This window comes from Streptosporangium becharense (genome assembly GCF_014204985.1).
Lineage (GTDB): Bacteria > Actinomycetota > Actinomycetes > Streptosporangiales > Streptosporangiaceae > Streptosporangium > Streptosporangium becharense.
In genome coordinates this window covers 4,801,782-4,815,320 of sequence record NZ_JACHMP010000001.1, presented here as the reverse complement: position 1 = coordinate 4,815,320, position 13,539 = coordinate 4,801,782, and the positions used below count along the sequence as shown (strand labels likewise).

Sequence of the window (13,539 nt, the reverse complement as noted above, 5' to 3'; positions counted from 1 at the left end):
GGGGTGTGGAAACCGGTCGGGGGCGGCGGCGGAGACCCGGTGGGGCCGGAAAGCCTCTTCGGGGCGTGGAGCCCGGTCAGGAGGTGAAGACGTGGTCGACGAGCCTCCCCGTCGCCTTGCCGTCGTCGCGGGGCACGTAGGTCCGCTGGAAGCGCTCGTAGCGCTCGGCGTGGGCCGCGGCCACCTCGTCGATCGACCGCAGGGCCTTGAGGACCTCCGCCCCACCGGTCAGCAGCGGGCCGGGGGCCTCGGCGGCCAGGTCGAGGTAGAGCCCGCGCTTGGACGAGTAGCGCGACAGGTCGTGGGTGAACAGCAGGATGGGCCGGCCGGTCACCGCGAAGTCGAACATGACCGACGAGTAGTCCGTGATCAGCACGTCGGTGATCAGCAACAGGTCCGTGATGTCGGGGTACGCCGTGACGTCACGGCCGAGACCGGCGGGCACGCTCGGCGCCGCCTGCATCGAGTGGCCCCTGATCAGGAACTCGTGCCCCGGGCCGAACAGGCGGCGCGCCTCGGCGAGGTCGAACCGGATCGAGGTGCTCTTGCGGTCGTAGTCGCGGTAGGTCGGCGCGTAGAGCACCACCCTGGCGCCCGGCGCGATGCCGAGCCGCGCGCGCACCCGGGCCGCCGCCTCCTCGCGGCCGGCGGCCAGCAGCGCGTCGTTGCGCGGGTAACCGCTCTCCAGGACCTCGCCCCGGTAGCCGAACGCCTTGCGCAGCACGCCGGTCGCCCACGGGCTCTGTGAGACCAGCAGGTCCCAGCCGCGCACCTCGACGGCCTGCCGGTGCCAGGCCGGCGGCCGGGGGTCGCGGGACATGTGCGGCAGGTCGTTGCCCATGCGTTTGAGCGGGGAGCCGTGCCAGGTCTGCACCACCGTCTGGTCCTCCCGCGCCCGGAACCACTGGGGCAGGAAGCCGTTGGTCAGCACGTACCGGGAGCGGGCGAGCGCCGCGTAGTGCTCGCGGCTGCCCGCGCGGACCACGGTCGGCCTGACGTCCGGGCCGAAGCCCAGCTCCGGCGAGCCCGGGGGCACGAAGGAGCCGTCCCTGACCACCCAGATGTGCTCGCGGTCGTCGCCGCGCCGCACGCGCTCCTCGTACACCGCGCGGACGTTGCCCTCGTAGTGCCGCCCGTCGTAGGCGACGTAGACGGTGGCGTCGGTCAGCTCGCGGGTCCGCTCGGCGGGGTAGAAGCCGCGGCTCAGCGCGTACAGGCCGCCGGCACCCTTCTCGTCGTCGGGGAGGTGCTCGGCGACGGACAGCACCGGGACGTCGAAGCGGGTGGAGATCAGCCGGTACTCCCGGCCGTCGCGGATCTTGGTCTCCTCGTCCAGGGTGTCGAGCGCGGCGTGGTCGACGCGGATCGGGAGGATCTTCCCCGCCGGGTCGCGGACCGCCATGCTCCAGGTTCCGCTGCTCAGCGGGGTCGTGTCGCCGAAGCGGGGCATCGCGGCGGGCGCGAACCGCGCGGTGAAGCTCGAACCGTCGCGCTCCAGGGGGACGGCGTGGATGATGCCGGCGCGGTGCTTGAGGGTGAGCTCGGCCGCCCCGTCGCCGGGGTAGGTGCCCCGGACGGTGAGCGTGCCCCGGTCGTCCCAGTCCGCGGCGGTGATGATCGGGTGGATCCGGTGCGCGGAGACGCTCACCCGGTCGCGCCGGTCGCGCAGCACGGCGATCTCCCGGTCGCCGATGACCGTGCGGCTCTCCCGGGCCATGCCGATCATGACGGAGGCCGCCGGGTCGCCCTTCGGCTCGATCCAGAGCCGGCCGCCGTCGCGCTCCTGGAGCAGGGACGACACGGCCAGCGGCACGACGACGACGGTGCCGCCCTCGGCCGGGGTGAAGTCGGCGGCGATCCGGTGGCCGTCGAGACGGGCGTGGCCCCGGGTCGCCTGTGTACCCGGCAGGAAGACCTCGACCTCCAGCCGCTCGCCCTCCAGGCGCACGTCGGTCAGCTCGGCGCGAGTGGGCTGGAGCACGATCTGAAGGGCACGGTCGGAGGTCCAGACCGGGCGGATCCACCAGCCCTTGCCGAGGTCGAGGCCCGAGGGTCGCTCGGTGCGGCCGACGGAGGGGCCGCGAAGCAGGCCGGAGGCGCGGGCGCCCCGGCTCCAGATCACGATCTCGGCGCGCCAGGTGGTGGTGTCCTGCACGGTGGCGCGGCGCCGCAGCAGCCGCTTGCCGCCGCGCACGACGGCCCGCACGGCGGCGCGCCAGCGCAGCGGCCACGGGCCGAGCTCGGCGGTGAACCCGGACCAGTCGTAGTTGCAGCCGACCTCCGGCGCTCCGTGGGTCGCCGCGGGGCGGAAGACGCGGCGGGTGCGCATCCGCACCGGCGGCAGCCAGCGCGGGCCGCGCAGCACCACGGTGGCGCGGTTGAAACGGCGGCTGCGGACCGACAGTCCGGCCAGGTAGGCGTGGCCGGTGACGTGGAGCCGGCCGCCGGACCAGCCGATCTCGTCGATCTGGGTCACCGGGATGAGGTCGGCGCGACGCAGGCGGTACAGGGACTCGGGAAGCTCCTCCTGGAGCGGCAGGTTCGCGTACCAGCGCATGTTCCTGCGGACCCGCCTGGACGGCTCGGCCGCGGCGGTCACGAGCTTCTGCAGCGCGTCGCCCTCGGCGAGCTCGTCGATTCCCCGCCGGTCGATGAGATGGAAGGCGATCCGGCGGGCGACCGGCAGGTCACGTTTGACCCGCGGGTCGACGCCGGCGAGGTACGGTTTGACGAGCGTGAGGAACTCGCGGCGCCGGGCCGCCCCCCGCTTGGTCGCGATGTCCAGCCGCGAGCCCAGCGGGCCGGCCAGCACCTCGGCGTCGAAGCGGCGTCGCTCCTCGGGGGTCAGTCCGTCGGCCCGGATCGCGTCCATGACCGATTCGAGGGGCTCCCCCCGGTCGCAGAGATCCTGGACGACCCGGAGCCGGTCGACGACGGGATCGCCGCCGGCTCGCGCGGGAGTGGCGCCGGTGGCCATGGGGGAGCACCGCCTTTCGGACCGAGCACTTCTAGGCAATGGTAGTGGGCCACGCCAGGGCCGGTTACGCCATGTTTTACGGCGTTCCGTCCCATCTGGCGGCATGCATGTCCACCCGGGTACCCCGCAGCGGAGTGCCCTCCTGCCGCCACAGCGTCAGACACCGCTGCTCGTGGCCGGGGGGCGGGGTGCCGTCGGCGTGCACCACGCGCCACCAGGGCACCCCACCGCCCCAGACGGACATCGCCCGGCCCACCTGGCGCGGACCGCCCTCCTGGAGGTACTCGGCGATGTCGCCGTACGACATCACCTTGCCCGGTGGGATGCACTCGACCAGGTCGAGCACCCGCTCGGCGTACGGGGTCGGGTGGCCTACCGGCTCCATACGGCCGGCCCGGCGGCGAGGATCTCGTCGAGCTTGCCGAACTCGTAGCTGGCCGAGCCGTTGAGCTGCTCGACGAGGCCGTCGCGGATCGCGTAGGACTCACCGTCTTCGCCGACGAGCTCCGCCCCCAGCAGGGCGGACACCCGGGCCAGCTGGGCCACCTGCCAGTCGGAGCCGGGTGCGCCGGTCAGTGCACCGTTCCAGACCGCGACGGCGTGCACCGCACCCTCATGACGGGCGAGGACCTCTCCCGCCTCCTGCGACCCTCTGAACTCGAACCCCGCCCGCCCCAGCACTGCCGCGAGCTCCGCGAAGGCGAGAGGCGCAGGGCGCTCCACGCGCAACTCGTACCCCATGGTGCGCGACCTTAGCGAATCTTTCCGGTTTTCCGGGCCGTGAATACCGACATTCAGCTGATCTCTCCCGAAGATTATCCAAAACGCGTTCGAATCGACGTCGAATCGCGGCTGCCGTCACGGTCCGGCCCACGGCCCGGTTCCGGTGTCCCCGGCCTGGGGCGTCCGGAACGCCGGCCGAGCACCACCAGGCCCCCGGTGAAGGCCAGCACCCCGGCGAGGAGGCCGGTCCCGTACAGCCAGAGCCGGACGGGGTCGGCGCCGGGCCTGCGCGGCCCCTCGGACACGATACCCCCGCCGAAGTGCTCGCCCTCGGGGACCGGGACCTCCCGCGCGCGCGCCACCAGCTCACCCGCCCTGGCGAGTGCCGCAGCGGCGTCGACGACGCCGAAACCGACGTGGTCGTCGTAGCCCGCAGCGGGGGTGAACCGGGCCGTGGAGGTCAGCGCTCGCGAGACCGTATGAGGGGATATGTCGGGATATTTTGCTTTTATGAGTGCGACGATCCCGGCCACCAGCGCGGTCGCCGAACTGGTCCCCTCCGAGGAGCCGTACTCACCGCCCGGCAGCACCACGGGCACGTCCACCCCCGGCGCGGAGACCTGCACCGACAGGTTGTCGCTGCTGAACGCCGCCGGCTTGCCCCGGGCGTCGACCGCGGCCACGCCGATGACCCCGGAGTATCCGGCCGGGAAGTTCCAGAAGGAGGTGGCGTTCTCCAGGGCGTACGGCGTGTCGCCGTCGTTGCCCACCGCGGCGACGAGCACCACCCCCTTGGACAGGGCGTAGGAGACCGCCTCGCGCTCGCTCCGGTGCGGCCCGTACGCACCCAGCGACATGCTGACCACCTTGGCCCCGTGGTCGGTCGCGTAGCGGATCGCGCGGGCCAGCGGGCTGTCGGCGCGTGAGCGCAGGTCCTCCTCGGGCAGGGCGGAGCCGTCCTCCGGCTCGTCCGCGACGATGAGCGGCAGCGACAGGATCGTGGCCCCGGGCGCGGTGCCCAGCAGGCCGCCCTCGCCGTCGCCCGCGCCGGCGATGAGCGAGGCCATGGCCGTACCGTGCCGCCCGGCCCCCGGCCGGCCCGGGTCGAACGTGATCGACCCCATGTCGGGCCCGGTGACCACCCGGCCGCGCAGCTCGGCGACATCCGCGTCGACCCCGCTGTCGACCAGGGCCACGGTGACCCCCGCCCCCTTGGAGGTCCGCCACGCCTGCTCGACGTTGAGCATCTCCAGCACCCAGCGCTGGTCCTCGCGCACGTCCGCCGCGGCCCCCGGGACGGGCCGCACCCCGGCCTCCCGGCCCGCCGCGGCACCGGCGGGAGCGGCGACCGCCGGCGAGGCCGTCAAGAGGGACGCGGCCAGCGCCGCCGCCGCCCAGGGCCACCGCCTCAGCACACGTTCCCCCGGGTGCACCGGGGAACGGCGCTGGGCTCGTCGCCGAGAGCGCGGGCGATGCGCCCGGCGACCGCCTGGGCCGTCGGCCACAGTTCACTGTGCAGGATCTCCTCGGGAGAGACCGACTCCCGGGTGCGGCCGTCGGTGTAACCGGCCGTGGAGAAGACGATGTAGGGGCCGACGCCGACCCAGGTGGTGCGCTGCCGCTGCGCGGCCCCGAACAGTTCGGTCGCCGTGCCCGGGAAGGCCACCGGCCGCACCCCCACCCGGTCGTCCCGCGCCAGTTCCCCGGTGGCGGCGCTCCGCCGCTCCTCGTCGTCGAGCACGGCGATCCCCACGGTGACCACGAAGGTGGAGGTCTGGTCGACGTACGTGGCCCGCAGCAGGGTGCGGCAGCCGTGCTGGGCGAGCACCGAGCCGACCGGGGCGTCGGTGCCGGCCGCGCAGGCGACCTCGGGGGCCAGGCCGACCCGGCGGGCGTACTGCTGCACCCGGCCGAGGCCGATGTACTGGAGCTCGACGGGGAAGACCAGGTCGGCCGGCCAGGCGTGCCAGCGCCTGGCGATGTCGTCCCGGATGTAACGGGCCTGCTCGGCGGGGGTCAGCGGGCGGGAACCGGTCTCGCGCACCAGCCCGGCCGCGCCGCTCAGCACGTCGGTGGCGGCGATGGCCAGGATCGTGCCCATCAGGAGAAGGAAGATCGTACGGAACCGGATGCCCTGCTCCAGGGCCGCCAGCTCGGCGCGCCGGGCCGCCCCGCGGTCACGGCCTCCGGCCGGCCAGGTGCGCAACCGGGCACGCCGGACGGCGGGGCCGAGGGAGGGGGCACGCCGGATCGCGGAGCCGGGGGACGGCACGCGCCGCACCCGGCCGTTCCCCGCGCCGGGCACCCGGGAACCCGGCGGCGGCCAGCCTCCGCGGGCACGTGGCGCCGAGGCTTCCAGACGCCGCTCCGGCTCCTGGGACCGCCCTGGCTGCGACATACCTCCGATGCTACGTCGCGCGGGCCCGTCGCCCTATCGGCGGAGGGCGGTCAGGGGGTGACGCGCCGCGCGGAGGCACCGGCCCTCGGGGAGCGCGCGCGGCCGACGGCCGCCGCGGCCACCGCGAGCGAGGCGACGGCGCCGAACCCGCTGACGGCGGCCACCCCGGCGTAGGCGGTGATCCGGTCCCGATCGCGGTGGATCACCCGCACCGGCTCCGCCGGCCGGCCCAGCGGGCGTGCGGGGTCGTGGCCGCCGGTGCCGTCGGCGGTGAGGGTGTGCCGGGAGAGCCTGGCGGCCTCGGCGAGGGCCCGGCGGGCGTTGACGACGCCGAAGCCCGTGCCGGTGTCATAACCGCCGGCGGGTCTCCGGATTGCCCCGGCGACGAGCGCCTGGGCGACCAGCGGTGGCGACATTTTCGGATATTTCGCTTTTATGAGGGCGGCGACTCCGGACACCAGCGCGGTCGCCTGCGAGGTGCCCCGGCCCACCCAGTACTTGTCCCCGGGACCGGCGCCGAAGATGTCGACCCCCGGCGCGGCCAGCAGCACCGAGGGGTTGCGGTTGGAGAAGGCGGCCCGGCGCAGCCCCCGGTCGGCCGCGGCGACCGAGACCACCCCCGGGAAGGCGGCCGGGTAGGAGTATGGCGCGTGACCGGAGGCGTCGGGCCTGCCGGCACCCTCGTTGCCGGCCGCGGCGACGAGCACCACTCCCTTGGAGATCGCGTAACGGATCGCCGCGCGCTCCTGTCCGGTGGCCAGTTCCTTGGAGATCGACATGTTGATCACGTCGGCGCCGTGGTCGACCGCGTACCTGATGCCCCTGGCCACCACGTTCTCGTAGCGCTCGGCGGTGTTGAACGTCCGGAACCCGGGCTCCTTGTCCTCCAGGATGACCCGTACCGACAGGATCCTCGCCTCCGGCGCGACGCCGATCACCCCGTCCGCGCCGCCGTACCCGTGACCGTGCGCGGCGATCAACGAGGCCATGTACGTGCCGTGCAGTCTCATCGGCCGCACTCCGGGCGGGTTGGCACCCACCGTGAAGTCCCTGCCCTCCACGACCGAGCCCACCAGGTCGCGGTGGGCGGGGTCGACCCCCGAGTCGAGCACGGCCACGGTCACGCCGCTCCCCCGGGAGACCCGCCAGGCGGCGGGCAGGTCCAGGGTCCGCAGCACCTCCCGCTGGCCGCCCCGAACGTCGTCGGCGAGGGCGGCCGGGGCGGCCGGCGACACCAGCGGTGTGAGCGCCGCGGCGACGACCGCACACACGATCCGGCCCACCTCGCGCCGGCCGGCCCCGCGTCCGCCCACCCCGCGCGGCCGGCTCCGCGACGCCGCGGCGGGGCGCCTCAGCACCGCCACTCCTCGGCCCGGCAATCGGGGCGGCCGGGCGTGGCCAGGCGGGAGAGGACACGGTCGGCGATGTCGCCGGTGAAGGCGAACAGGGTCGGCCGCTGCTCGCCGACCGCCCGAGCGGGGCGGCCGTCGACCTGCCCGGCCGTCGCCAGCACCACGTACGGCCCCTCCTGGCGCACCAGGCCCGTCTGGCGTCCCGCCGCGCTGAAGCGTTCACTCACCGTGCCGGGGAAGGCCAGCGCCTTCAGGCCGGGCGAGGGGCGGCCCGTCCGGGGCAACGCCGTTCTGGCCGCGACCGCGCCCGTCTCGTCGGCGAAGGCCGCGACCCCGACGGTGACGACGATCCCCTGGAGCGCGTCGAGGTAGGTGGCGCGCAGCACGGCCAGGCAGCCCGACCGGCGAAGCGCCTTGCGCAGCCCGGCGTCCACCGCCCGGTCGCAGCGGGTCTCCCGCGAGATGCCCACCCGCCGCGCCCGCTCCTCGCCACCCTGCTCCGCGGCGTAGCGGACGGTCTCGGGGAAGATCTTCCCGGCGGGCCACGCCCGCCAGCGCCGGGCCACCTCCGCGGCCGCCGCCCGGTCGAGTTCGACGGGGGTCGGGCCGCGGGTGAGCTCCGTCCCGGCGGCGCCGGCCGCCACTCCGGCCGCGACCGCGCACATCAGCGCCACCAGCGCCGCCGCGATCGGCGTCGGCCACCAGCACCGCCGCTGACCTGGGGCTTCGTTCACATGCTCGACCTTAATGCGGCAAGGCGGGCGTCATCCGTCATTCCGTCCGCATCGATGCACGGAAAGTACTTGACGCTATGGAAATTAGAAAGTACTTTCCTTCATGGAAAGAGTAAAAGAAGGAGCCCGGATGAACATCTCTCCCGAGGACGCCGCACGCAGCCTGGCGGACGCCCGCGCCGTCCAGGCGCAGGCCCTGCGCGCCGAGCCCTCGTTCCCCACGTGGTTCACCACCGGCGTCGGCCTCTTCGCCACCGGCATCGCGTTCGTCACCGAACCGGGCACCCCGCCGGCGGTAATAGTCCCCGCCCTCGTCGTCCTGACGGGCGTGCTCGTCGCGATGGTGCTCAGGCTGGCCCGCGGCGCCCGGCTGCGCGTCCACCGCAGCGTCATCGAACGCGAGGCGATGCTGGGATACACGGGCTGGGTGCTGGCGAGCGTGGCCGTCGCCTTCGCCGTGGCCTTCCCCCTGGCCGGTGCGGGTGTCCGCTACGCCGGCGGGTACGGCTGCCTGGCGATGACGGCGTTCATGGCGGCCACGGGGCCGTTCGTCGCCCGCTGGATCTCGCGGCGGCTGGCGGCGAGGGCCGAGAGCAGGTGACCGGGCTCGACCCACTCATCCACGCCCCCGCGAGACTGCGGATCGTCTCGCTCCTGGCGGCGGCCGAGGAGGCCGAGTTCGCCTTCGTGCGCGACCAGGTCGAGGTGAGCGACTCGGTGCTGTCCAAGCACGCCTCCGCCTTGGAGGCGGCCGGATACGTCGAGATCCGCAAGGGGTACGTGGGCAAACGGCCCCGCACCTGGCTCCGCCTGTCGGCCCGCGGCCGGCGGGCCTACCTGGATCACATCTCCGCCCTGCAGGCCATCGTCGCCCAGTCGGGGCTCAGCCTCGCCTCCGAACGAGAACCCGCGAACGGACACCCCGGATGAGCACGCCGAATGGACGCGCGGAGGTGGCGCACTGGGACGGGCGCACCGGGAGGTCGCCCGGAACGGGCCCCCGCGACCGCGAACGACCCGTGCCCCGAGGAGCACGGGCTCCTCGGGGCACGGGTGCGGATCGGACAGGGTCAGTAGGTCGGCAGGCTGGGGTCGACCGTCTTGACCCAGCTCAGCACACCGCCGCCGACGTGGACGGCGTCGGAGAACCCGGCGTTCTTGACGATCGCCAGGCACTCGGCGGAGCGGGCGCCGGACTTGCAGTGCAGGACGATCTTCTTGTCCTGCGGGAGCCTCTCCAGCGCGGAGCCGTTGAGGAACTCACCCTTGGGGATGAGCACCGCGCCCGGGATCGACACGATCTCGTACTCGTTCGGCTCGCGGACGTCGATGACGTAGATGTCGTCACCGCGGTCCTGCCACGACTTGAGCTCGGCGGCGGTGATCGTGGACCCGGAGGCGGCCTCCTGGGCCTCCTCGGAGACCGCACCGCAGAACGCCTCGTAGTCGTCGAGGAGCTGGGTGATCGTCGGGTTCTTCCCGCAGAGGGGGCACTCGGGGTCCTTGCGGACCTTGACCGAGCGGTAGTTCATCTCCAGGGCGTCGTAGATCATCAGCCGGCCGACCAGCGGGTCGCCGATGCCGGTCAGGAGCTTGATGGCCTCGTTGACCTGGATGGAGCCGATCGACGCGCACAGCACGCCGAGCACGCCGCCCTCGGCGCAGGAGGGGACCATGCCCGGCGGCGGCGGCTCGGGGTAGAGGCAGCGGTAGCAGGGGCCGTGCTCGGCCCAGAAGACGCTGGCCTGGCCGTCGAAGCGGTAGATCGAGCCCCAGACGTACGGCTTGCCGAGGAGGACGGCGGCGTCGTTGACCATGTAGCGGGTGGCGAAGTTGTCGGTGCCGTCCACGATCAGGTCGTACCGGGAGAAGATCTCCATGACGTTGTCGTTGGTCAGCGCCTCGTTGTGGACGACCACGTCGACGAGCGGGTTGATCTCCCTGACGCTGGCCGCGGCGCTCTCCGCCTTGGGGCGGCCCACGTCGGACTGACCGTGGATGACCTGGCGCTGGAGGTTGGACTCGTCGACGACGTCGAAGTCGATGACGCCGAGAGTGCCCACGCCCGCGGCGGCGAGGTACAGCAACGCGGGAGAGCCCAGACCGCCGGCGCCCACACAGAGCACCCGGGCGTTCTTCAGGCGCTTCTGCCCGGCCATGCCCACGTCCGGGATGATCAGGTGGCGCGAGTAACGGCGCACCTCGTCGACGGTCAGCTCGGCTGCCGGCTCTACCAGCGGTGGCAACGACACAGTTCTGCTCCCGTTTCAGGGGTCGTGAAGATGCGGCTAGCGCAGCACGCACCATTCACAAACTAACCGGACGCCCCGGTCATTCCCCAACTGGTGAGAGGGCCGTCTCACCTATCAGGACGCGGGCCTCCCTGGCCACCCGTTCGGGCACCTCCATCTGGGCGACGTGCCCGACGTCGGGCATGAGCACCAGCCGCACGTGCGGGAACGTCCGGCCCGCGCGGGCGGCCATGCGCGGGTGGACGAGCCGGTCGTGCCGGCCGTGGACGACCAGCGTGGGTGCGGTCACCCGGGCGGCCTGCCGCCACAGGTTCTCCTCGCCTCGCCGGAAGTACTCGGCGACGATGCCCCGTGCCGAGTTGAGCAGCGCGAGCCCGGCGTACGGCAGGCCGTCTCTGCGGCGCAGCTCCTCGGCCGCCTCCCGCAGCCGGTCGGGGTGGACCCGGCCCGCGTCGGCGTAGCACAGGGCGAGCGTGGCGCCGATCCTGCGTTCGACGGGCAGCAGGCGCAGCCGGTCCGCACCCCACTCGCCGAGCCGGGGCACGGCGGACAGGGCGACCCGGGCCGGCCCGTACCGGGGCAGCAGGTCGGGAAGGGCCGGGGAGATGAGGGTGAGGGAGCGGACGAGGTCCGGCCTGCTCGCGGCGACCCGCACCGAGACGGCGCCGCCCAGGGAGTTTCCGAACAGGTGGACCGGGGCGTCGGAGACCCGCTCGATCAACGCGGCGACGATCTCGGCGTGGGCGGCGACGGAGTAGTCGCCGTCGGGAGGCTCGGGGGAGTACCCGGAGCCGGGCAGGTCGACCGCGTGGCCGGTCACCACGTCGGACAGCTCGCCCATCAGGTCGGTCCAGTTGGTGGCGGAGCCCGCGAGGCCGTGGACGAACACGGCGGTCTCGGACGGGCCGCGCGGGGTCGACCTCACGTAGACCCGCCGCTCCCCCACATCGACCATCTCGCCCGGCCACACCGGGATCGGAGCGCCCACCACGTGTCCCCTTCCAGCTCGACAGACCTTCCATTCGACGATAGCCCGCCCCGGACACCTGCGGAACAAAAGGGACATTAGAGACATATCACTGCAAAATAAATAATAAGAGTCCAACATCATCAATAAAGAGATAAGGAGATAGCAAAAGCGCGCGATCGCCGTTTGTCACCCGACATGCGAGGAAACCATGACAACCAGGGATGACCCTCCAACGTCATCCCAGGCGATTTCCGGGAAATCGGGAAAAGTCGAAAATGGGGGCAACCGATCCTTTCAAGGGGGAAACCCAATGCCCAAGCTCAAGAGTGTCCTCGCGGGGCTCGCGATCAGCACGGCGCTGACCGGCGGAGTCGTCGGCCTGGGCGCGGCGACCACCGCGACGAGCGCCGGTGCGGCCACCGCCGTGACCGCCGTCAACGGCTTCCAGACCCACTGGGGCGGCGGCTGCGGCTGGCGTCGCGGCTGCGGCTGCGGCCATGGCTGGGGCGGCGGCTGCGGCTTCCGTCACCACCACCGCTGCCACCACAAGCGTCTGCGTCTGATCATCAACAACCACAACGCGAACAACAACAACAACAACGTCAACAGCGACAACGAGAACGACAACGACCTGCGTCAGCGTCAGCGGCAGGCCCAGCTCGACTTCGACAGGCGCAACAGGTACCGCGACTACGACCGCGACTACGACCGCGAGTACACCCCCTGACCTAGGTCGGGGGCCGGTAGCGGCCGTGGATAGCGGCCCAGCCGGAGTCGCGTTCCAGCGCGGACGCCGTGCCCGGCCGGAAACCCCGGCCGGGCACGGCCAGGCGCGGCCGAAGGAGCGACCGTGAAGAACTCCGCATCGCCGCGGAGGGCAAGGCGCCGGCGTTCACCGGGACCGGATGTTCCCATCGGGAAAAGCCGGACCCCGGAAAACGCGGGCACCGGAAATGCAGTTCTCTAGCACCTCACTTACCAAGAACGCGGGTATTCCACGACCCGCGGAATCGGGGCGGGGGGCGCCACGGGTTCCGGCCCGCGGCACCCTCGCCCCATTTTCATGGACTCCCGTTGAAAGCCCGCGGGTTCCCGTGAAAAACGCACGGCTTCTCGTGAAAAGCCCGCGCGTCGCCGCGGGGACCGCTCACGCCGAGCGGCGCCCCCTCCGCCCGCGGGGGGCCTTCTCCCCACCCCGGACGTCCTTCCCGCCGGGCCTCCCCGCCGCCTCGCCCCCGGCCGGGGAACCGCCGCTCCTCTTGGCCGCCTCGACGCTGGCGCGGAGCGCCGCCATCAGGTCCGCCTCCGGGCCCCGCTCGACCGGAGCCTGCGGGTGAACCGTCTGCCTGCCCGCGACCTTCGCCTCGATGACCTCGTGAAGCGCCTCACGGTAGGAGTCTTCGTACCGTGCGGGGTCGAAGTCGGCGGTCATCGACTCGATGAGGGAGACGGCCATCCTCGTCTCCTGGTCGCGGACGTCCACCGCCTCGTACAGGAACGGGAACTCCGCCGCGCGCACCTCGTCCGGCCAGAGCATCGTCTCCAGCACGAGGACCCCCTCCCTGACCCGCAGCGCCGCGAGCGACTCGCGCTGCCGCAGGGCGACCTTGACGATCGCCACCCGCCCGGAGCGTTCGAGCGCGTCGCGGAGCAGCACGTACGGCTTGGCCCCCTCCTCCTCCGGTTCCAGGTAGTAGGACTTGGCGAACAGGATCGGGTCGATCTGGTCGGCCGGACTGAACTGGAGCACCTCGATCCTGCGTGAGGTGGACAGTGGCAGGTCGTCGAAGTCGTCCGCGGTCAGCACCACCAGGTCCCCGGACGGCAGCTCGTACCCCTTGGCCACCTCGGAGTACGGGATCACCTCCTCGCAGACCTCGCAGACGCGGCGGAACCTGACCCGCCCGCCGTCGTCGCGGTGCACGAGGTGGAAGGTGACGTTGCGCTGCTCGGTCGCGGGGTGCAGGCCCACCGGGATCGTGACCATCCCGAACGAGACCGCGCCTCTCCAGATGCTCCGCATGGCCTTCTCCCCTGACGTGGAGCCTTCCCCCGAGTTTCGCACGGACGTTCGGAAAGAGCGCCGACCGACTGGGAAACCTCACCAATCGGGCAGGTACCCGCCATGGACAA

At 72.7% G+C, this 13,539-nt stretch carries 13 protein-coding genes; 3 read left to right on the top strand and 10 right to left on the bottom strand.

Annotation, left to right across the window (positions count from 1 at the left end; all coding sequences use genetic code 11):
- Positions 1-76: 76 nt before the first annotated feature.
- From F4562_RS21290 to F4562_RS21260, 7 genes are all read right to left on the bottom strand, one after another.
- Positions 77-2,977, bottom strand: coding sequence for a CDP-glycerol glycerophosphotransferase family protein (locus F4562_RS21290; protein WP_246473500.1), 2,901 nt, complete (start codon positions 2,975-2,977; stop codon positions 77-79).
- Between the two features lie 76 nt (positions 2,978-3,053).
- Positions 3,054-3,362, bottom strand: a complete 309-nt coding sequence (locus F4562_RS21285; RefSeq protein ID WP_184545069.1) for an MGMT family protein — start codon at positions 3,360-3,362, stop codon at positions 3,054-3,056.
- Positions 3,350-3,718, bottom strand: a complete 369-nt coding sequence (locus F4562_RS21280; RefSeq protein WP_184545067.1) for a hypothetical protein — start codon at positions 3,716-3,718, stop codon at positions 3,350-3,352. Before F4562_RS21280 ends, F4562_RS21285 begins: the two co-directional genes overlap by 13 nt.
- A gap of 74 nt (positions 3,719-3,792) precedes the next feature.
- Positions 3,793-5,115 carry a S8 family peptidase gene (locus F4562_RS21275; protein ID WP_311734163.1) on the bottom strand — a complete coding sequence of 441 codons (1,323 nt, stop codon included), beginning with the start codon at positions 5,113-5,115 and terminating at the stop codon, positions 3,793-3,795.
- A complete protein-coding gene (locus F4562_RS21270) occupies positions 5,109-6,098 on the bottom strand; it encodes a hypothetical protein (protein ID WP_281402947.1) in 990 nt (329 codons plus the stop codon). The genes F4562_RS21275 and F4562_RS21270 overlap by 7 nt, the downstream gene beginning before the upstream one ends.
- Positions 6,099-6,148: 50 nt before the next feature.
- A complete protein-coding gene (locus F4562_RS21265) occupies positions 6,149-7,456 on the bottom strand; it encodes a S8 family serine peptidase (RefSeq protein ID WP_311734162.1) in 1,308 nt (435 codons plus the stop codon).
- Positions 7,450-8,184, bottom strand: a complete 735-nt coding sequence (locus F4562_RS21260) for a hypothetical protein (RefSeq protein ID WP_311734161.1) — start codon at positions 8,182-8,184, stop codon at positions 7,450-7,452. The genes F4562_RS21265 and F4562_RS21260 overlap by 7 nt, the downstream gene beginning before the upstream one ends.
- Positions 8,185-8,314: 130 nt before the next feature.
- Between F4562_RS21260 and F4562_RS35115 the strand changes: the two genes are divergently transcribed.
- A complete protein-coding gene (locus F4562_RS35115; protein WP_184545065.1) occupies positions 8,315-8,785 on the top strand; it encodes a hypothetical protein in 471 nt (156 codons plus the stop codon).
- Complete coding sequence (locus tag F4562_RS35110; protein WP_184545063.1) at positions 8,782-9,114, top strand: transcriptional regulator; 333 nt, start codon at positions 8,782-8,784, stop codon at positions 9,112-9,114. The genes F4562_RS35115 and F4562_RS35110 overlap by 4 nt, the downstream gene beginning before the upstream one ends.
- 140 nt (positions 9,115-9,254) lie before the next feature.
- Here F4562_RS35110 and moeZ read toward each other — a convergent pair whose 3' ends face one another.
- Together moeZ and F4562_RS21240 are read right to left on the bottom strand one after the other, a co-directional pair.
- On the bottom strand, positions 9,255-10,436 hold the full coding sequence (gene moeZ, locus F4562_RS21245; protein ID WP_184545061.1) for an adenylyltransferase/sulfurtransferase MoeZ: 1,182 nt from the start codon (positions 10,434-10,436) through the stop codon (positions 9,255-9,257).
- A gap of 79 nt (positions 10,437-10,515) precedes the next feature.
- A complete protein-coding gene (locus tag F4562_RS21240) occupies positions 10,516-11,424 on the bottom strand; it encodes an alpha/beta hydrolase (RefSeq protein ID WP_311734160.1) in 909 nt (302 codons plus the stop codon).
- Positions 11,425-11,716: 292 nt separating this feature from the next.
- Here F4562_RS21240 and F4562_RS21235 point away from each other — a divergent pair, with 292 nt between their 5' ends.
- Positions 11,717-12,133, top strand: a complete 417-nt coding sequence (locus tag F4562_RS21235; RefSeq protein ID WP_184545058.1) for a hypothetical protein — start codon at positions 11,717-11,719, stop codon at positions 12,131-12,133.
- A gap of 420 nt (positions 12,134-12,553) precedes the next feature.
- Here the strand turns inward: F4562_RS21235 and ku are convergent, their stop codons facing one another.
- Complete coding sequence (ku, locus tag F4562_RS21230) at positions 12,554-13,429, bottom strand: non-homologous end joining protein Ku (protein WP_184545056.1); 876 nt, start codon at positions 13,427-13,429, stop codon at positions 12,554-12,556.
- Positions 13,430-13,539 lie beyond the last annotated feature (110 nt).